The organism is Nigerium massiliense (assembly GCF_000826085.1).
GTDB classification, from domain to species: domain Bacteria; phylum Actinomycetota; class Actinomycetes; order Propionibacteriales; family Propionibacteriaceae; genus Propioniciclava; species Propioniciclava massiliense.
Genome location: NZ_CCYM01000001.1, coordinates 105,958 through 125,225 on the forward strand (window position 1 = coordinate 105,958; position 19,268 = coordinate 125,225).

Below are 19,268 nucleotides of genomic sequence, written 5' to 3' on the forward strand. Positions count from 1 at the left end.
GTGGCCGCCGTGTCCGCGCTCAGCAAAATCCGCATCGACTGGTTCTTGGTCGCCATCGTGGCGTCCGCGGTGCTGGCGAGCCTGTTCCCCGCGCGCGGCGTGGGGGTGCCGGTGCTCGACTGGGCCACGAAGATCGCCATCTTCGGTCTGTTCTTCCTCTACGGCGCCCGGCTGCACCCCGACGAGGCGCTCAAGGGGCTGCGTGACTGGCGACTGCACCTGACGATCCTGTCGTTCACCTACATCGCGTTCCCGGCGCTCGGGCTGCTGCTCGGGCCGGTCCTCGTGCCGCACCTGCTCTCCCCGGCGCTGTACGCCGGCCTGCTGTACGTGACGCTGTGCCCCTCCACCGTCCAGTCGTCGGTGAACTTCACCTCGATCGCCGGCGGCAACGTGGCGGGCGCGATCGTGAGCGCGTCGGCGTCCAATCTGCTGGGAGTCTTCCTGACCCCGGCGCTGGCGATCGCGTTGATGAACACCACGGGCAACGCCGACATCCGGCTCGAGTCGTTCCTCGACATCGTGCTGCAGATCCTGCTGCCGTTCGTCCTCGGCCAGCTGTCCCGGCGCTGGACCGCCGACTTCGTGACGCGGCACAAGAAGCTGAAGCTCGTCGACCAGTTCTCGATCGTGCTGGTCGTCTACGCGGCTTTCTCCTCGGGCATGCGCGAGAACATCTGGTCGCTGGTGACCTGGTCCGACCTCGTCGTCCTTCTCGTGGTGGTCTGCGCGATCCTGGCGTTGGCGCTGTGGAGCACGTGGACCGTGGCACGCAAGCTGGGCTTCAACCGGGCGGACGCCATCGCGATCCAGTTCTGCGGCACCAAGAAGTCGCTGGCGTCCGGCCTGCCGATGGCGACGGTGCTGTTCGCCGGGCAGCCGACGGGCCTGATCATCCTGCCGCTGGTGCTGTTCCACCAGCTGCAGTTGATGGCCTGCTCGGCGATGGCGTCGCATTACCGACGCCAGGCGGACGCAGCGGACGCCGGGTGACCCCTGCGCGCGACGCCCGCCCGGCGAGCCGGCTCAGGCCTCGTCCTGCCACAGGGACACGAGCACCTTGCCCGACGTCTCGGAGTCCTTGGCGATCGCGAACGCTTCGACGGCGTCCTCGGCGGGAAGCACGTGCGTGACGACGTCGCCCAGGTTGGGGTGCTCGGTCAGCAGCTGGACGGCCTGGTCGATCTCGTCGTTGAACCGGAAGCTGCCGAGGTAGGTGACCTCCTTCGACACGAACGGCGCCAGGTTGATCGGGCGCGGCTCGTTGGGCACCATCCCGACCTGCACGACGGTCCCGGCGCGCCGCACCGCGGCCAGCGCCGGGGACACGGCCCCGGCGACGCCAGAGCACTCGAACACGACGTCGTAGCTCATCGCCGGGATCTCCTCGGAGCTCACGTTGATGGTGTGCGTCGCGCCGACCGCACGGGCCCGCTCGAGGGGGCCGTCGAGGACGTCGGTCGACGTGATCTCGGCGGCACCCAGGGTCGCCGCAGCCGCGGTGAGCAGCAGCCCGATGGGTCCGGAGCCCGACACGAGCACCCGCTTGCCCTGCACCCCGCCGGCCAGGTTGATCGCGTGCAGGCCGACGCCGAGCGGTTCGGCGAGCGCGGCGAGCTTCAACGAGAGCCCGTCGGGCAGCGGGCGCACCATGAAGTCCTGCACGATCAGGTACTCGCTCATGCCGCCCTGGGTGTGCGGGTTCGTGGACGCGCTGCCCAGGTAGGTGCCGCCCGGCCACAGGTGACGACGGTCCTCGACGCCGGCCTCCGACGTGCCGAACGTCGCGGGGTGCACGGTCACGGGCGTCCCCGGCGCCAACTCACCCGAGGGGTCGAGGTCGACGGTGCCGGACACCTCGTGCCCGGGAACGAGCGGCTCGCGGACGACGTACTCGCCGTTCGCGCCCTGGAAGTAGTAGTGCAGGTCGGAGCCGCAGATGCCGCCGTAGGCCATCCGCAGCCGCACCTGGCCCTCGCCCGGCTCGGGGGTGGGCACCTCCTCCAGGCGCAGGTCGTCCTTGCCATGGATCAACAGTGCTTTCATCACAACTTCCTTCGATGGGGGTTCGGGTGGACGGTTTCAGCGGCCGGACGCTTCGAGGGCCAGCTGAGCCGCGGCGCGGACGCCGTCGGCGACGACGACCTCGCAGAACTCGGTGACCCGGTCGACGAACGGCTGCTGCGCGACGAGCTCGTCCGGGAAGATCCCGGCGGCCATGATCGCCGCCACGTGCGCGCGGACGTCGGTGGCGTCCTTCGTGGCCGCCAGCAGCTTCTCCTTCGCCGGCTCGACCATCGCGTCCGCGACCGGGCCGGGCTCGAAGCCGGTGGGCGGGACGACGCAGCAGATCCAGCCGGCGACGGTGAGCGCGAGCTGCTGGGGAACCTGCCCGGCGCGCAGCAGGCGCAGCGCCGGCTCGGGCACGCGCTGGACGAGCTTGGTCGAGCCGTCGGAGCCGACGCGGGACGTCTTGTCCCCGAGCGCGGTGTTGTTCCAGCGGTCGAACAGGCTGTCGATGTAGCCCTGCGCGTCGAAGCCCTCCGGCAGCGGGATGCTCGGCAGGTACTCGTCCTCGATGGCCGCCCGGACGCAGCGGGCGACGAAATCCTGCGCCCGGGACGCCGGGATCGTGCCGCGGCCGTCGAGGCCGCCGAGGTAGGCGATCAGCGAGTGCGAGCCGTTGAGCAGCCGCAGCTTCACCAACTCGTACTTCTCGACCTCGTGGGTGAAGATCGCTCCCGCGGCGTCCCAGGCGGGGCGTCCGGCGGCGAAGTCGTCCTCGATGACCCACATGGTGAACTTCTCCGCGGGCACCGGGCACTCGTCGACGACGCCGAGGATGCGCTCGACCGCCTCCCGGGTGGCGTCGGTGGGCGCCGGGACGATGCGGTCGACCATCGCGTTGGGGAACGTGACGCTCTCCCCCAGCCACGCGAGCATCTCGGGCGCCGCGCCGCTGACGGTCAAGAACTGCTGGACGGCCGCGCGCGTGGTGTTGCCGGCCGAGACGAGGTTGTCGCACGACAAGACCGTGATCGGCGCGCCGCCGGACTCGAACCGCCGCACCAGCCCGCGGGCGATCAACCCGAGCGGCGAGCGCGGGTTCTCCGGCTCGGCGAGATCGGCGGCGATGTCGGGCGAGGACGTCTGGAGCTCGTTCGTCCGCCCGTCGAGGTGGTAGCCCGCCTCGGAGATCGTGAGGGTGAGGATCTTGTGCGCCGGGTCGGCGATCGCGTCCAGCACCTGCGGGCCGTCCTCGGCGGCGACGAACGTGCGCCGGTGCACGTCGACGACGCCGACCTCTTCGCCACCGGGCTGCAGGGTCAGGATCGAGTACAGGTGGTCCTGGGCGTCCATGGCGTCCACGACGCGGTGGCTGCGGTTGGCGATGCCGACGATCCCCCAGTCGCCGGGCTCCGCGGCGAGCGCCTTGGCGGTGTAGACGGCGAGGTGCGCGCGGTGGAAGTTGCCGAGCCCGAAGTGCACGATGCCGGTCTGCTGCGGTGCGGACGCCCCGATGAGGCGCCCGTCGGGGAGGGTGTCGCGGTTCAGTCGGCTCGTCACAATCGTCCTCGTCTCACGGTGCGGATGGACCGGACGTCCGAGTCAGCGGCGCGGTCGGTGCCGCGGGAGAGAACGCCCTTGTCGTTCCCACGATCCTCCCGCGGCCGCCGGGGCGCTGGCAACCCCGCGCACGGCACCCCGGGTTGGACGTCCGTTCAGGAGATCGGCGCCCACTCCGGCCCGGTCTCGCCGAGCTTCTCGTCGAGCTTGCGGAAGATCGGCGTCGGCTTGGCCAGCGGCGTCCCCGGCACGATCGGCGTCGATTCCCAGCGGGCCTGCTGGGACGCGTAGTCGCCGGTCAGCACGGGGTAGCTGGGCGCGCCCTCTTCGTCGACGATCTTCATCTCGGGCTGGGCGGCCCACACGCCGGTGCCGCCGAGGGCCTCGAAGATCTTCTGCGCCGAGTGCGGCAGGAAGGGCGTCAGCAGGGTGTTGCAGTCCGAGACGACCTGCAGCGCGACGTGCAGCACGGTGTCGCGGCGCGCCGGGTCGTCCTTCAGCTTCCACGGCTCGTTGTCGGAGATGTACTTGTTCGCCTGCCCGACGACGCGCATCGCCTCGGAGATGGCCTGCTTGAACCGGGCGCGGCCCAGCAGCGTCCCGACCGTGTCGAACGCCGCCTTCGAGGCGTCCAGCAGCGCGCGATCACCCTCGGTGAGTTCGCCGGCCTCGGGGATCGCGCCGACGTTCTTGTGCGCCATCGAGATCGACCGGTTGACCAGGTTGCCCCACTCGTTGGCCAACTCGAAGTTCACGCGGCGGACGAACTCCGCCCAGGTGAAGTCGGTGTCCTGGTTCTCCGGGCCGGCGACCGCGATGAAGTAACGCAGGGCGTCCGGGCCGAACTCCCGCAGGAAGTCGCGCACGTAAATTACCTTGTTGCGCGACGAACTGAACTTCGCCCCCGACATCGTGAGGAACTCACTCGAGACGATCTCGGTGGGCAGGTCGAGGCGGCCGAACGCGCTCGGCTCGCCTCCGCGCGACCCCTCCCCGTTGGCGCCGAGCAGGATCCCGGGCCAGATGACGGTGTGGAAGGTGATGTTGTCCTTGCCCATGAAGTAGTAGGACTCGGCCTGCTCGTGCGTCCAGAACCGCCGCCACGCCTCGGGGTCGCCGGTGCGCCGGGCCCACTCGACGGACGCCGACAGGTACCCGATGACCGCGTCGAACCACACGTAGATGCGCTTCATCGGCGCGTCCTCCCACGTCTCCAGCGGGATCGGGACGCCCCAGTCCAGGTCGCGCGTGATCGCGCGTGGCTTGAGGTCCTTGGCGAACTCGGTGGAGAACCGGATGACGTTGGGACGCCAGTCGGTGCGCTCGCCCAGCCACTCCTGCAGCTGCTCGGCCAGCGCCGGCAGGTCGAGGAAGAAGTGCTCGGTCTCGACGAAGTCGGGCACCTCGCCGTTGACGCGGCTGTGCGGGTTGATCAGGTCAATCGGGTCGAGCTGGTTGCCGCAGTTGTCGCACTGGTCGCCGCGGGCGCCGTCGTAGCCGCAGATCGGGCAGGTGCCCTCGATGTAGCGGTCGGCCAGCGTGCGGCCGGTGGACGGGCTGATCGCGCCCAGCTGCTTGTGGGCGACGACGTAGCCGTTGCGGTGCAGCGCCGAGAAGAGCTCCTGGACGACGGCGCGGTGGTTCAGCGTCGTCGTGCGGGTGTACAGGTCGTAGGAGAGGCCGAGCCCCTGCAGGTCCTCGGTGATGATCTGGTGGTACTTGTCGGCGGTCTCGCGGGCGGTCAGCCCCTCGCCCTCGGCCTTCACCTGGATGGCCGTGCCGTGCTCGTCGGTCCCCGACACCATCAGCACGTCGTTGCCCGCCATGCGCTGGTAGCGCGCGAAGACGTCGCAGGGAACGGCGAAGCCACTGACGTGGCCGATGTGGCGCGGGCCGTTGGCGTAGGGCCAGGCCGCGCAGGCGAGGATCGAAGTCATGGGCTCGATCTTAGGACAACCCGCCTACGCTCCCTGCCGCGCGAAGCCGGGCTTGATGACGTCCTCGATGAGCGACCGCCGTCGGTCGTAGGGGTAGAACGCGCTCTTGGCGGCGTTGAGGGTGAACCAGCGCACGTCCTCCAACCCGTAGCCGAACGCCTCGCTGAGCAGTTGCAGCTCCCGGCTCAGCGTCGTGCGGCTCATCAGCCGGTTGTCGCAGTTCACCGTCACCCGGAACCGCAGCTCGGCCAGCAGGCCGAACGGGTGGTCGGACACCGCATCGCAGATGCCGGTCTGCACGTTCGAGCTGGGGCACAGCTCCAGCGGGATGCGCCGGTCGCGGATGAACGCGGCCAGGTCGCCCAGCTGATGGCCGTCCGGGGTGCGGGCGATGTCCTCGACGAGGCGGACGCCGTGGCCGATGCGGCTGGCCCCGCACAGCTGGACGGCCTCCCAGATGGACGCCACGCCGAACGCCTCGCCGGCGTGGATCGTGAACGGGACGTTGTTGCGGCGCAGGTAGGCGAACGACTCGGCGTGCAGGCTCGGCGGGAAGCCGTCCTCGGCGCCCGCGATGTCGAACCCGGCCACGGAGTCACCGCGGTAGTCGACGGCGAGCCGGGCGACGTCCGGACGCGGCGAGCCGTGCCGCATCGAGGTGACGAGCTGCTGGACGACGATCCGGTGGCCCCGGGCCGCGCAGGACGCCATCCCCTCGGCCAGCCCGTCCCGGACGGCCTCGACGGCCTGGGTGACGCTCAGCCCGCCCGCCAGGTGCTGGGTGGGCGCCCAGCGCGCTTCGGCGTAGACGACGCCGTCGGCGGCCTGGTCCTCCACGAACTCGCGAGCGACGCGGCGCAGGTGATCGGCCGACTGCATGCACGCGATCGTGTGGTCGAAGGTCTCCAGGTAGCGCACCAGAGAGCCCGAGTCGGCGGCCTCGAAGAACCAGTCGCCCAAGGCGTCCGGGTCGGTGGTCGGCAGCTCGTGGCCGGCCTCGGCGGCGAGCTCGATCACCGTCGCCGGGCGGAGCCCGCCGTCGAGGTGGTCGTGCAGGGTGACCTTGGGCAGGGCGCGCAGGGCGTCGAGGTCGAGGCTCACTGGTTCCTCTCGAGGGTGGCGAGGTCGTCGGGGCCGAACGCCTGCGGCAGGACGTCCGCCATGGTCAACAGCCCCTGGGGGGTGTCGACCAGCAGGTCGGCGCCGCCGTGTTCCCACAACAGCTGGCGGCAGCGGCCGCAAGGCATGATGCAGGACCCCCGACCGTCCACGCAAGCGAAGGCGACGAGGCGGCCGCCGCCCCCGGCGACCAGGTCGGAGATCAGGCCGCACTCCGCGCACAGCGTGACGCCGTACCCGGCGTTCTCCACGTTGCAGCCGGAGACGATCCGTCCGTCGTCGACGAGGCCGGCGGCCCCGACGCGGTAGCCGGAGTACGGCGCGTAGGCCCGCGCCGCGACCTCGCTCGCGCGCCGACGCAGCGCGTCCCAGTCGACGCCCGGCGACGCGCCGTCCTCCAGCGGTCTCACTTGACGAACGGGACGCCGTCCGCGGCGGGACCGCGGCTGCGCCCGATCAGGCCGGCCACCGCGATGACGGTGGCCAGGTACGGCAGCATCAGCAGCAACTGGCTCGGCATCGGCGTGCCGAGGCTCTGCAGCTGGCTGGCGAGCTGGGTCACGAAACCGAAGAACACCGCCATCAGCGCGGCCCGCACCGGGTTCCAGCGCCCCATGATCAGCGCGGCCAGCGCGATGAAGCCGTTGCCGACGGTGATGTCCTTGATGAACGCGCCGGTCGAGCCGATCGTGAAGAACGCGCCGCCCAGGCCGGCGAAGGCGCCGCCCAGCAGCACGGCCTGCCAGCGCATGCCGCGGACGCTGACCCCGACGGTGTCGGCGGCCTCGGGGTGCTCGCCGACGGAGCGGACGCGCAGGCCCCAGCGGGTGCGGTAGAGCAGCCACGAGACGAAGGCGACCGACAGCACGGCCAGGTAGAACAGGATCGTCTGGTTGAACAGGATGGGCCCCAGGAACGGGATCGCCGACAGCCCCGGGATCGCGATCGGCTCCAGCAGGGGCGATGAGTTGAGGTCGCCGGAGTTCGGCTGGACGAGCTGGTCGAACAGGAAGCCCGTCAGGCCGGAGGCGAACAGGTTGATCACGACGCCGAGCACGACCTGGTCGACCAGGTACTTGATCGAGAACACCGCCAGCATCGCGCCCATCAGGACGCCGGCGAGCACGGCCGCGAACAGGGCGGCCGTCGTCGAGCCGGTCACGGAGCCGACCACGGCGGCGGTGAACGCGGCGACCAGGAACTGCCCCTCGATCGCGACGTTGACGACACCGGCGTTCTCGCACAGGACGCCGCACAACGCGCCGAGCACGAGCGGCGTCGCCAGCGCAATGGTGCCGGCGAACTGGTTGCTGACCTGGAACGGAAGCTGGCTTCCGGCGACGGCCCAGGTGATGAAGCCCAGCACCACGGCGATCCCGCCGACGACGGCGGCCGCGGTGCGGGCACCGGCCGGGAGGCGTCCGGCCAGGAAGACGATGCCGGACGCGATCACCAGCACCGCGCAGGCGATGACGGTCGGCCCCGCGGGCACCGTGACCGTCGGCAGCTGCACGGCGTCGAAGTAGCCGGACAACGCGTACGCGGTTGCTCCAGCAGTGCGGGTGCTGAGGATCGCGAGGATGGCGCCCAGCGCGACCAGCAGAGCGCCGGCCGACAGCCGGGCGCGGCGGGCGTCCCGGGACTCGTGGACGTCGAGTTCGGGGGTCCGCGCTGCGGCGACGGTGCTCATGCCTGACCTCCGACCAGGGACTTGTTCTTCGGGGCCCGCAGGTACGGCGTGATGGCGCTGACGAGGCCGGGGGCGGCGACGAACAGCACGATCAGCGCCTGCAGCAGCATCGCCATCGTCACCGGCGTGCCCGCCATGCTCTGCATCGCTAGGCCGCCCGAGTGCAGGCCGCCGAACAGCAGGCCCGCGAACACGATGCCGATCGGGCTGCTGCGGCCGAGAAGCGCGACCGTGATGGCGTCGAAGCCGACCGTGCCGACCAGCCCGGCCGACAGCGGCGTCGGGACGCCTTGGCCGCCCGGGCCGAGCGCGAACTGGGTGCCCGCGAGGCCCGCGAGCAGGCCGGAGAGCACCATGGTGACGATGGTGATGCGGCCGACGCTCATCCCGGCGGTGGCCGCGGCCCGCGGGTTCGCCCCGACGGCCCGGATGGCGAAGCCGATCGTCGACCGCTCGATGAGCCACCACGTGAGGGCCGCGGCCAGCAGCGCGACGACGAACCCGAGGTGGAACTGCCCGTAGAAGGCCGGGAAGATCGCGGTCGGCTCCACCGGCGGCGAGATCGGGTCGCGACTGCCCGGTCGCAGGAAGGCGTCCGTCGTCAGCAACCAGGCAAGGATGCCGGTGGCGATGTAGTTCATCATGATCGTCACGATGACCTCGTGCGCACCGGTGCGTGCTTTGAGGAAGCCGACGATACCGCCCCACACCGCGCCGCCCACCAGGCCGGCGAGCACAGCCACGACGAGGTGCAGGACCGGCGGCATCGGCAGCGCGAACCCGACCCAGGCGGCCAGGATCGCGGCGATCACCGCCTGGCCCTGGGCGCCGATGTTGAACAGTCCCGCGCGGAAGCCGAGCCCGACGCCCAGGCCCGCGCAGATCAGCGGGGCGGCCTGGGCCGTGGTCATCGCCAGCGCGTACGGAGAGCCGACCGCGCCGAAGAACAGCGCGGAGTAGGCGGACGACACCTTCGCCCAGCTCGCGCCGAGCGGCAGCTGGGGCGCGGTGAACAGGTAGGCGTACTGGGTGACGACCTCGGGGTCGGAGACGATCATCACGATCGCGCCGACCAGCAGGGCCAGCACGATCGACATCGCGGTGACCGCCCACGACCGGCCGTGCCGCTCCCAGAACGAACCGCGGGTGGTCTGCGGCTCAGGCATGCTCGCCCCTCTCCGCGGCGCCCTGCGTGGCGACCGCCTCGGCCCGTGGCGTCGGATTCTCGGCCGACGCGACCGCTTCCTCGTACGGGACGCCCGCCATCATCAGGCCGACCACGTCGCGCGGCGTCTCGGGAGGGACGATGCCCACGACCCGTCCGCGGTACATGACCAGCACCCGGTCGGCCAGAGCCTCGACCTCGTCGAGCTCGGTGGAGACCAGCAGCACCGCCGTCCCGGTGTCGCGCTCCTCGACGATGCGCCGGTGCAGGAACTCGATGGCGCCCACGTCGACGCCGCGGGTCGGCTGGCTCGCGACCAGCAGGGCCAGGTCGCGGGACAGTTCGCGCGCCAGCACGACCTTCTGCTGGTTACCGCCGGACAGCGACGACAGCGGCGCACTGATGGACTCGGTGCGGATGTCGAACTCCTGGCGGAGCCGCTCGGCGTTGTCCTGGATCTGCGGCAGCGCCAACGCTGGGCCGCGCGAGAACGGAGGCTGGTCGAAGCGGTTGAGCACGAGGTTCTCGGCGATGGAGAACGAGCTGACGAAGCCGTCCGCCTGCCGGTCCTCCGGGACGAAGCCGACGCCGGCGGCGATGGTGTCGTGCGGGTTCGCGCGGGTGATGTCGCGGCCGTCCAGCGTGATGGTGCCCGACGCGACGGGCATGTTGCCGAGGATCGCGTCGGCCAGCTCCGACTGCCCGTTGCCCTGGACGCCCGCGACACACAGCACCTCGCCGGCGCGTACGTCGAACGTGAGGCCGTCCACGACGACGACGCCGGCGACGTTGGTGACCCGCAGGTCGCTCACCTGCAGCCGGACGTCGCCGACCTCGGCGGCGGCCTTGTCGACGCGCAGGTCGACGGCCCGGCCCACCATCATCTCGGCGAGGTCGGCCTCGGACGTCCCGGGCTCGGCGTGGCCGACGATCTTGCCCCGGCGCATGACGGTGATGCGGTCGGCGATCGCGCGCACCTCGCGCAGCTTGTGGGTGATGAAGACGATGGCCTTGCCCTCGTCGCGCAGGGCGGTCATGACGCCCATGAGCTCGTCGATCTCCTGCGGCGTGAGCACCGCGGTGGGCTCGTCGAGGACGAGGATCTCGGCGTCGTTGGCCAGCGCCTTGAGGATCTCGACGCGCTGCTGCAGGCCGACGGGCAGGTCCTCGACGACCGCGTCCGGGTCGACCGGCATCCCGTACCGCTCCCCGATCTCGCGCACCCTGGCCCGGGCGCGCTCCTTGTTGAGGACGAAGGCGCCCTCACGGCCGAGCATCACGTTCTCCGCGACCGTGAAGACGTCCACGAGCATGAAGTGCTGGTGCACCATGCCGATGCCGGCCGCCATCGCCTGCTTGGGGTTGCTGAACGTCCTCGGCTCGCCGTCGACGACGATCTGACCGCCGTCGGGCTGGTAGAGCCCGTACAGCACGTTCATCAGCGTCGACTTGCCGGCGCCGTTCTCCCCCAGCAGGCAGTGGATCTCACCGGGACGCACGTCGAGATCGACCGCGTCGTTGGCCGTGAACGAGCCGAACCTCTTGGTGATTCCCTCGAGGCGCAGGCCGCCCGTCGTCGCGTTCGTCACACTCGCATCCTTCCAGACGTTCGTCCCGCTGCCGCGAGACACGAGGGGAGGCCCGCTGGGCCTCCCCTCGTGACGGCTTCGTCGCTCAGGCCTCGACCTTGATGGCGCCCGAAGCGATGTCCGCCTGCAGCTTGTCGAGTTCGGACTTGGTCTCGGCCGACACCTTGGCGTCGTAGTCGTGGAACGGGGCCAGGTACACGCCCTTGTTCGCGATCGTGCCGGTGTAGGGCTCGTTGGTGAACTGATCGTCCTTGGCGGCCTTGATCGCGTCGAACACGGCGACGTCCATGGCCTTGCCGACGGAGGTGGCGATGGCCGCCTTGTACTTCGGCTGGCTGACGTAGCCGTCGGTGTCGACCCACACGGCCGCGACTTTGCCGCCGGACCCCTGGGCCACCTGCAGCGCGCCCTCGCCGGCGGGGCCGGCGACCGGCATGATCACGTCGACGCCCTGGTTGACGAGCTGGGTGGAGACGTTCTTGCCGCCGGCGACGTCGTCGAAGTTGCCGCTGGGGATGAACGTGCCGTCCTTGGACTTGGTGTTCCAGCCGACGACCTGGACGTTCTTGCCCTTGTCCTGGTTGTACTTCTCGACGCCCTGGGCGTAGCCCGACATGAAGGAGGTGACCGAGGGGATCTTCGCACCGCCGAACGTGCCGACCTTGCCCGACTGCGACAGCGACGCCGCGGCGTAGCCGGCCAGGTAGGACGGCTCGGCGGAGTTGAACAGCAGGCCCTTGAGGTTGGCGGGCGCGGTGTTCTTGCCGGTCTTGGGGTCGGTGTAGGCGGCGTCGACGATGGCGAACTTCGTGTCGGGGTTCTTCTTGGCCGCGGCCAGGGTGACGTCGGCGATCTTGAAGCCGACGGTGACGATGACGTCGCACTTGGCGTCGATCATGTTCTGGACGTTGGGGGCGTAGTCGGCGTTGGTGGTCGACTGCACCTCCTTGGTCTTGATCAGCAGTTGGGTCTTGGCGTCCGTCAGGCCCTTGTGGGACGTCTCGTTGAACGACTTGTCGTCGAAGCCGCCGTTGTCGGAGACCATGCAGGCGAGGAAGTCGGACGGCGTGGCGCCGGGGGCCGGAGTGTTCGAGCCGCCCGCCGAGGGGGACGCCGAGGGCGGCTGGGCGCAGCCGCCGAGCACGAGGGCGAGCGCGAGGCCCGAGCCAATCAGGGTCTTTTTCACAGCAAGTGCCTCCTCGGCAACGAAAGGGTCTCATCGGGCACCGCTGCCCGAAGCGTCCACATGGTAACCCAGCGACCGTCTGTTTCCCCGCTCTTCGGCAGCCGTTCACGTTCACTTGGCAGTCACCACTTCCCGGCGGCCCCGCGGGCGTCCGGCAGGGTCAGACGACCTGGCGGACGAGAGCCTCGGCGGCCTCGATCATCGTGGTCGTCTCCGCTTGCCAGCCCGGCTCCTGACCGCGGTAGGGGCCCGTCGCGAGCGAGACGATCACGGCCGCGGCGCGCAGGCGCAGCTCGACCGGGTCCACGCGCTCGTCGAAGACCGGCACCCAGTCGGCGATCAGGCGCCGGACGGTTCCGGCCTGGGCGGCGTTCATGTGCTGGATCGTCGCGAGGTGCGCGATCAGGCAGGCGAGGTCGTCCGCGCGGCGACCGGGGCCGATCGTGTCCACGTCGAGGATGCCGACGATGCGGCCGCCGTCGACGTGCAGCTGGCCTTCGTGGAAGTCGCCGTGGGTCGGCTCGTGCCCCTCGGGGACACCGGCCAGCCCCTCGGTGATCCGCTCGACGAGCCAGGCCAGCCGGGGCTCGAGCTCCGGCAGCGCCGCGGTCACCATCGCCGCGTAGTGGGCGACGGCGTCCGACCAGGGCGGCCGGCGCTCCAGGTCGGAGACCTGCGCGGGCATGGAGTCGAGCAACGTCACGAGCTGCTCGGCCGAACACGGGGGGACGCCGCCGAACAGGGCGCGGGCCAGCGGCTCGCCGGGCAGCTCCCGCAGCACGAGCAGGTGGTCTTCGGTGGCGGCCACGACCGGCGGGGCCGGGACGCCGGCGTCCAAGAGCAGGCGGTGGCGCCGCAGCACGTCGTCGAAGACGCCGCCACGGAGCACCTTGATGTAGTACCGCTCGGGCGGCCGCAGGACGTCGGCCCGGATCACCGCGCGGCGCCGGGGCCGGTAGCCGATCACCTCCAGCCGGACGTCGTCGCCTGTCAGCGCACGGGACCCGGCGCGGTGCCCGTTCAACAGCGCGGCGACCGAGTCGGCGTAGGCGGCCCGGGCGAGGCCCGGCAGGTCGGGGTCGGCCGGGTAGAGCCACACCGCGAGCTGCCGCTGGCCGTCGGCGAAGATCTCGGCGCGGTGGTCGCTCTCGGCGAGCCCGTTGGCGCGTGCCGACACCCCGAGCAGTTCCTCGCGCCGCCCGTACGGCCACTCCACGAGCGCGCCGTACGTGGCGGTCGTGGACCGCTCGGGGTTGTTGTCGATGTGCTCCAGATCCCAGGTGAGCAGGGTGCCGCCGGCGTGCTCGACCGCGGCCGCGAGCAGATCCCCCGCAGCCCTGGAGGCCAGAAAGGCCGAGCCGTCGTCGCTGATGACCGTCCCCCTCATCCCGGCGTCGATGCGCAGCGCCCGCCCTGGTCAGGGACGAACGGAGCACACCTTATAGCCTTCCGGTTCAGCGGTCGCCCGCCCCGGCTTCGGTGGCGTCCGGGGGCTGTCCCGAGGGGTTGCGGCGCGCCACCACGAGCCGAGACGCGCGGCGGCCGTCCAGTTCTGTGACCCGGACGTCGAACGCTTGCGGGACGCCCTCCTCGGCCGCGGGCGTGAGCACGACGCTGACGGTGTCCCCCGCCGCCGGCAGCCGGCCGAGCTGGGCCATGACGAACCCGGCCACCGTGTCGTAGGGCCCCTCGGGGATGAGGTAGCCGGACTGCTCGGCGAACTCCTCGAGCGTGGTGAGCCCGTCGATCTCGCCCTTGGTCAGGATGCCGAGGGGGCGCAGCGGCTTGTCGTACTCGTCGGTGATGTCGCCGATGAGTTCCTCGATGAGGTCCTCGATGGTGACGATGCCCGCCGTGCCGCCGTATTCGTCGCGGACGATGATGAGGTGCAGGTTGTTGGCCTGCATGTGCGACAACGCCCGCAGGATCTTGACCGTCTCGGGCAGCTCGCCGATCGGGCGGACGAGGCGACTGATGTGGATGTTCCGCTCGGACGGGTCGAGGTCGAACAGGTCGCGGATGTGCAGGAAGCCCAGCACGTCGTCGACGTCGCGGCCCACGACCGGGTAGCGGGAGTGCGCCTTCTCCTCGATCTCCGCCAGGGCCCGGTAGGCGGGCATGTCCCCGTCCAGGAAGTCCACCTCGGTGCGCGGGATCATCGCCTCGCGGAGGCACACCTGGCCCGCGGCGAACACCTCGTCCACGATCTGGCGCTCCTCGTCGCCGAGGGTGACGGACGACGACACCATCGCGCGGAGCTCCTCGTCGCTGACTTCCTCCCGCGCCGCCGCGGGGTCCCCGCCGAAGAGCCGCACCGCCACGTTGGTGGACACCCCGAGGAACCAGATCAGCGGCCGGGCCAGCTTCGCGATCACGCGCACCATCGGGGCCAGGGCCAGCGCGAACGACTCGGCGGACTGCATCGCCAGCCTCTTGGCGGTCAGCTCGCCGAGCACGATCGAGAAGTACGAGATGACGATGGTGATGCCCACCAGCGCGATCGGCGCCGCGGCCTGCTGCGGGACGCCCCAGCCCACCAGCACCGGGGTCAGCTCGTCGGCGAGCGTCGCGCCGCCGAACGCCGCGGACAGGAAGCCCGACAGCGTCACGCCGATCTGGACGGCGCTGAGGAACAGGTTGGGATCGGACGCCAGCCACGACACCGCCTCGCCCCGCTTGCCCCGCGTGCGCAGGTGCTTGACCTGCGACTCCCGCAGCGACACCAGCGCCATCTCCGCGGCCGCGAACACACCCCCGATGAGGATGAACAAGAAGATCAGCAGGATGTTCAACACCGTCTCGTTCACCGGCACAGGCTATCGTCGCGCCATGCCGACCCCGAACCACCGGCCGGCCGCGGGATGATCCGCGCGCTCGTGCTCTCCGACACCCACGCCCCGCGGCGCTGGAAGGCGCTGCCGGGCGCGCTCGTCCCCGCCCTCTCGACCGCGGACGTGATCCTGCACGCCGGCGACGTCTGCACCCCCGAGGTGCTGGACGAGCTGGCCGCGTTCGCGCCCGTGCACGTGGTGCTGGGCAACAACGACGGACCGGCCGTCGCCGCGTGGGGCGCACCGGAGCGCCTCGAGCTCGACCTTGACGGGCTGGCCGTGGGGATGGTCCACGATTCCGGCGCGAAACAGGGCCGCGGACGCCGCATGCGCCGCGCGTTCCCCGGCGCCGACCTCGTCGTCTACGGCCACTCGCACATCCCCGTGGACGCCGTCGAGAACGGCGTCCACCTGTTCAACCCCGGCTCCCCCACCGATCCGCGGCGCGAGCCGGTCGGCACCTACGGCGTCCTGGAGATCGAGGACGGACGCCTGATCGCCCACCGCATCGCCGCGCTCCCCCGACGCTGATCCCTCCGGGCACCACCGCTCCATCCGGGCACCCCCCGCGCGACCACCCCGTCCCCGCGGCACCCCTCGTCCACGCGCCATCCGGCGCGCCTCACCTCCTGCCCCAGTCCCAGGCGGCACCCCCGATCAGGCCCTGCCCGGCGATCCGCGTCTCGCCGAGGTCCTTGACCAACTCGTGAGCCACGACATCGGCACCGTCCAGCGCCGCGACGAGCACCCTGCTGTGCGTGACGACCACCACCTGCGTCCGCCCGGTCGCCTGCCGGATCAGCCGGGCGAGCTGCGCGAGGGCGTCGGGGTGCAGCGACGACTCCGGCTCGTTCAGCACCAACAGGCCCGGCGGCTGCGGGCTGAGCAACGCGGCAGCCAGCAGGACGAAGCGCAGCGTGCCGTCCGACCACTCGGACGCCTCAAGCGCGCGCAGCATGCCCGCCTGACGCATCTCGAGCTGGAACCGGCCGAGCGACTCGGTGACGGACACGCGCGCCCCCTCGAACGCGCCGCCCACCGCCTCGGCGAACGGCTCCGCCCAGGCGGACTCGAGGATCGTCTGCACCGCCGATGCGAGGTCGGCGCCGTCCGAGCTCAGTACCTCGGTGCGCGTGCCGACCTGAGGCTGCCGGGCGGGCGCGCCGGCGTCCACCCGGAAGGAGTCGTAGAAGCGCCACCGCAACACCTGCGCCCGCACCGACGCGACCTCCGGGAAGTGCACGGGGTCGGCCAGTTCGTCCAGCAGGCAGGCGTGGGGCGCCAACCGCCAGCCGACGTCCTCCCAGCCGCGCCCCTGCCGGACCCGGACGCCACGGGCGGTGCGCTGCACGAGCGTCGAGGCGGGCCGCAGCACGGGCGCGGCGAAGACGACCTCGCGCTTGACCTGCGGGTCGCGCAGGAACATCGTCGAGACGTCCGGGGCCGGCAGTCCGACGTCGATGAGGTAGCCGAGGTCGTCGCCGACGAACCCCATCGCCAGGCTCACCGGCGCGCGCCGGCTCGCCGTGCCCTGCACCTCGACCTCGCCGCGGCGCATCGCCCCGGACACCGTCTCGGGACCCGCCCACAGCACCGAGGACAGCCCGCCGGCCCGGGCCAGCGAGCCGATCAGCCGCCCGGACGCCCCCGCCGCCAGCAGCGCGAACGCCCGGTACAGGCTCGACTTGCCCGTGCCGTTGGCGCCGGTGACCACCGTGAGGGGGCCGAGCGGCACCACGAGATCGCGCAGGGAGCGGTAGCCCTTGACCGCCAGCGTCGTCAGCATGCGGCCACGCTAGGCGCCGCCTCCGACACTTTCCTCCCGCCCGATCACCGGCCGCCCCCGGAGCCGTCGCGTCGCCCGTCCTTCGCGACCCGAGCGATCCCGGCCGGACGCGTCAGCGCCGGGCCGCCTGCAGGTTGTCGTCCAGCGCGCCGAGGAACTCGTCGGTGGTCAACCAGCCCTGCTCGGGCCCGATGAGCGCGGCGAGGTCCTTGGTCATCTTCCCCGACTCGACCGTCTGGACGCAGACGCGCTCCAGGTCCTCGGCGAAGCCGACCACCTCGGGGGTGTTGTCGAGCGTCCCCCGGTGCCTGAGGCCCCCGGTCCAGGCGAAGATCGAGGCGATCGGGTTCGTGGACGTCTTCTCCCCGCGCTGGTGCGCCCGGTAGTGCCGGGTGACGGTGCCATGCGCCGCCTCCGACTCGACCGTGCGGCCGTCCGGCGTCATCAGCCGGCTGGTCATCAGCCCCAGCGAGCCGAACCCCTGCGCCACGATGTCGCTCTGCACGTCCCCGTCGTAGTTCTTCGCGGCCCAGACGAACCCGCCCGGCCACTTCAGCGAGCTGGCGACAAGGTCGTCGATCAGCCGGTGCTCGTAGGTGAGGCCGCGCTCGGCGAACTGGTCGGCGAACTCGGCCTCGAAGACCTCCGCGAACAGGTCCTTGAACCGTCCGTCGTAGTGCTTGAGGATCGTGTTCTTCGTCGACAGGAACACCGGGTAGTTGCGCGCCAGCCCGTACCGGAAGGACGCCCGCGCGAAGTCGCGGATCGAGTCGTCCAGGTTGTACATGCCGCACGCGATGCCGCCCGACTCCGGGATCTTCGCGACCGTGTACTCCATGGGCTGGCTGCCGTCGTCCGGGGTGAAGGTGATCGTCAGGGTGCCGGCCTGGGTCATCCGGAAGTCCTGGGCGTTGTAGCGGTCGCCGAACGCGTGGCGCCCGACCACGATGGGCCGGTCCCAGTTGCGGACCAGCCGCGGGATGTTGTCGATGACGATGGGCTCGCGGAAGATGACGCCGCCGAGCAGCCCGCGGATCGTCCCGTTCGGCGAGGGCCACTCGCGCTTGAGGCCGAACTCCTGCACCCGCGGCTTGTCGGGCGTGATGGTGGCGCACTTGACCCCGCAGCCGGTCCGCTGGATGGCGCGGGCGGCGTCGTAGGTGACCTGGTCGTCCGTGGCGTCCCGGTTCGTCACCGAGAGGTCGTAGTACTCCAGCGGCACGTCCAGGTAGGGGTGGATCAGCCGATCCTTGATGAAGTGCCAGATGATGCGGGTCATCTCGTCGCCGTCCAGTTCGACGACGGTGCCTTCGACCTTGATCTTCGCCATGGAAAACGGTCCTCCCCGGTGCGACGCTGCCCTGCCAACCTAGCCCAGCGCCCGGCGGCGGTCCGGTCCTTGCGAGAACTGGCCTACAGTGATCCCTCGTGATCGACTCCACCCACTGGGTTCTGTCCCTGCAGTGCGACGACCGGCCCGGCATCGTCCACGCCGTCACGGGAGCGATCGCGACCGCCCAGGGCAACGTCACCGAACTGCAGCAGTTCTCCAGCACGGACACCGGGCAGTTCTTCATGCGGGTGCAGGTGCAGTCGGGCTTCGACCGGTCGGTCTTCGAGCAGGCGATCGCGCCCATCGTCCGGTCGCTGGACGCCCAGTGGGTCCTTGACTACGTCGGACGCCGCAGGCGCACCCTGGTGCTGGCCAGCACCGCCGGCCACTGCCTCAACGACCTGCTCTACCGGCAGCGGGCGGGCCTGGCCCCCATCGCGATCGCGAAGATCATGGCCAACCACCCCGACCTGGAGGACCTGGCCAGCTTCTACGGCATCCCGTTCGAGCACAGGGCGGTCACGCCCGACACGAAGGCCGCGTTCGAGCAGGCCGTCCTCGACACGGTGGCGGAGTACGACATAGAACTGGTCGTGCTGGCCCGCTACATGCAGATCCTGTCCCCTCGGCTGTGCGAGGCGCTGGCCGGGCGCGCGATCAACATCCACCATTCGTTCCTGCCCGGCTTCAAGGGTGCCAATCCCTACCGACAGGCGCACTCCCGCGGCGTGAAGCTGATCGGCGCCACCGCCCACTTCGTCACCGAGGACCTCGACGAGGGCCCGATCATCGAGCAGAACGTCGGACGCGTCGACCACACCCAGCCCGTCTCGCAACTGGTGGCCAAGGGCCAGGAGCTCGAATCGCGCACGCTGAGCGAGGCCGTCCGACTCTACGCGGAGCACCGCGTGTTCCTCGACGGGCACCGCACCGTCATCTTCCGCTGACGACGCCGGGTCACTTTCGTCCGACGCGGCCGTCAGAGTTTCGGCCGTCGTGCGCGAGCGATCAAGACTTCCCCGTGATTCTCGGGTCGAATGCTGGACACTTGTCACCGTTTCGTGA

16 protein-coding genes are annotated in these 19,268 nt (G+C 70.9%); 3 read left to right on the forward strand and 13 right to left on the reverse strand.

Annotated elements, in window-relative coordinates; translation table 11 throughout:
• Window positions 1-993, forward strand: a complete 993-nt coding sequence (locus tag BN1187_RS00535) for a bile acid:sodium symporter family protein (protein ID WP_040157558.1) — start codon at window positions 1-3, stop codon at window positions 991-993.
• A 33-nt stretch (window positions 994-1,026) separates the two neighbouring features.
• Here the strand turns inward: BN1187_RS00535 and BN1187_RS00540 are convergent, their stop codons facing one another.
• From BN1187_RS00540 to BN1187_RS00590, 11 genes are all read right to left on the reverse strand, one after another.
• Window positions 1,027-2,046, reverse strand: coding sequence for an L-idonate 5-dehydrogenase (locus BN1187_RS00540; protein WP_040157562.1), 1,020 nt, complete (start codon window positions 2,044-2,046; stop codon window positions 1,027-1,029).
• Window positions 2,047-2,082: 36 nt separating this feature from the next.
• Window positions 2,083-3,567, reverse strand: coding sequence for a mannitol dehydrogenase family protein (locus tag BN1187_RS00545; RefSeq protein ID WP_040157565.1), 1,485 nt, complete (start codon window positions 3,565-3,567; stop codon window positions 2,083-2,085).
• A gap of 155 nt (window positions 3,568-3,722) precedes the next feature.
• Window positions 3,723-5,504, reverse strand: a complete 1,782-nt coding sequence (metG, locus tag BN1187_RS00550) for a methionine--tRNA ligase (RefSeq protein ID WP_040157568.1) — start codon at window positions 5,502-5,504, stop codon at window positions 3,723-3,725.
• A 24-nt stretch (window positions 5,505-5,528) separates the two neighbouring features.
• Window positions 5,529-6,605 carry an adenosine deaminase gene (locus BN1187_RS00555; RefSeq protein ID WP_040157572.1) on the reverse strand — a complete coding sequence of 359 codons (1,077 nt, stop codon included), beginning with the start codon at window positions 6,603-6,605 and terminating at the stop codon, window positions 5,529-5,531.
• Window positions 6,602-7,024: a cytidine deaminase gene (locus BN1187_RS00560; RefSeq protein ID WP_040157989.1), complete on the reverse strand. Its 423-nt coding sequence runs from the start codon at window positions 7,022-7,024 to the stop codon at window positions 6,602-6,604. Before BN1187_RS00560 ends, BN1187_RS00555 begins: the two co-directional genes overlap by 4 nt.
• Before the next feature lie 5 nt (window positions 7,025-7,029).
• The gene (locus BN1187_RS00565; protein ID WP_040157575.1) at window positions 7,030-8,313 is read right to left on the reverse strand and encodes an ABC transporter permease; all 1,284 of its coding nucleotides are present in this window, start codon (window positions 8,311-8,313) and stop codon (window positions 7,030-7,032) included.
• On the reverse strand, window positions 8,310-9,479 hold the full coding sequence (locus BN1187_RS00570; protein ID WP_052462114.1) for an ABC transporter permease: 1,170 nt from the start codon (window positions 9,477-9,479) through the stop codon (window positions 8,310-8,312). Before BN1187_RS00570 ends, BN1187_RS00565 begins: the two co-directional genes overlap by 4 nt.
• A complete protein-coding gene (locus tag BN1187_RS00575; RefSeq protein WP_040157578.1) occupies window positions 9,472-11,067 on the reverse strand; it encodes an ABC transporter ATP-binding protein in 1,596 nt (531 codons plus the stop codon). The genes BN1187_RS00570 and BN1187_RS00575 overlap by 8 nt, the downstream gene beginning before the upstream one ends.
• A gap of 85 nt (window positions 11,068-11,152) precedes the next feature.
• The gene (locus tag BN1187_RS00580; RefSeq protein WP_040157580.1) at window positions 11,153-12,253 is read right to left on the reverse strand and encodes a BMP family ABC transporter substrate-binding protein; all 1,101 of its coding nucleotides are present in this window, start codon (window positions 12,251-12,253) and stop codon (window positions 11,153-11,155) included.
• A 160-nt stretch (window positions 12,254-12,413) separates the two neighbouring features.
• A complete protein-coding gene (locus BN1187_RS00585; RefSeq protein WP_040157583.1) occupies window positions 12,414-13,640 on the reverse strand; it encodes a phosphotransferase family protein in 1,227 nt (408 codons plus the stop codon).
• Window positions 13,641-13,707: 67 nt separating this feature from the next.
• The gene (locus BN1187_RS00590; RefSeq protein ID WP_040157996.1) at window positions 13,708-15,060 is read right to left on the reverse strand and encodes a hemolysin family protein; all 1,353 of its coding nucleotides are present in this window, start codon (window positions 15,058-15,060) and stop codon (window positions 13,708-13,710) included.
• Window positions 15,061-15,129: 69 nt separating this feature from the next.
• Here BN1187_RS00590 and BN1187_RS00595 point away from each other — a divergent pair, with 69 nt between their 5' ends.
• Window positions 15,130-15,615, forward strand: a complete 486-nt coding sequence (locus tag BN1187_RS00595) for a metallophosphoesterase family protein (RefSeq protein ID WP_235750531.1) — start codon at window positions 15,130-15,132, stop codon at window positions 15,613-15,615.
• 91 nt (window positions 15,616-15,706) lie between these two features.
• On the opposite strand, the gene BN1187_RS00600 is transcribed toward BN1187_RS00595, so the two are convergent.
• A complete protein-coding gene (locus tag BN1187_RS00600; protein ID WP_040157586.1) occupies window positions 15,707-16,870 on the reverse strand; it encodes an AAA family ATPase in 1,164 nt (387 codons plus the stop codon).
• A 112-nt stretch (window positions 16,871-16,982) separates the two neighbouring features.
• On the reverse strand, window positions 16,983-18,200 hold the full coding sequence (locus tag BN1187_RS00605; RefSeq protein WP_040157588.1) for an NADP-dependent isocitrate dehydrogenase: 1,218 nt from the start codon (window positions 18,198-18,200) through the stop codon (window positions 16,983-16,985).
• Window positions 18,201-18,298: 98 nt separating this feature from the next.
• On the opposite strand from BN1187_RS00605, the gene purU reads away from it, so the two are divergent.
• Window positions 18,299-19,150: a formyltetrahydrofolate deformylase gene (gene purU, locus BN1187_RS00610; protein ID WP_040157591.1), complete on the forward strand. Its 852-nt coding sequence runs from the start codon at window positions 18,299-18,301 to the stop codon at window positions 19,148-19,150.
• Window positions 19,151-19,268: the final 118 nt, after the last annotated feature.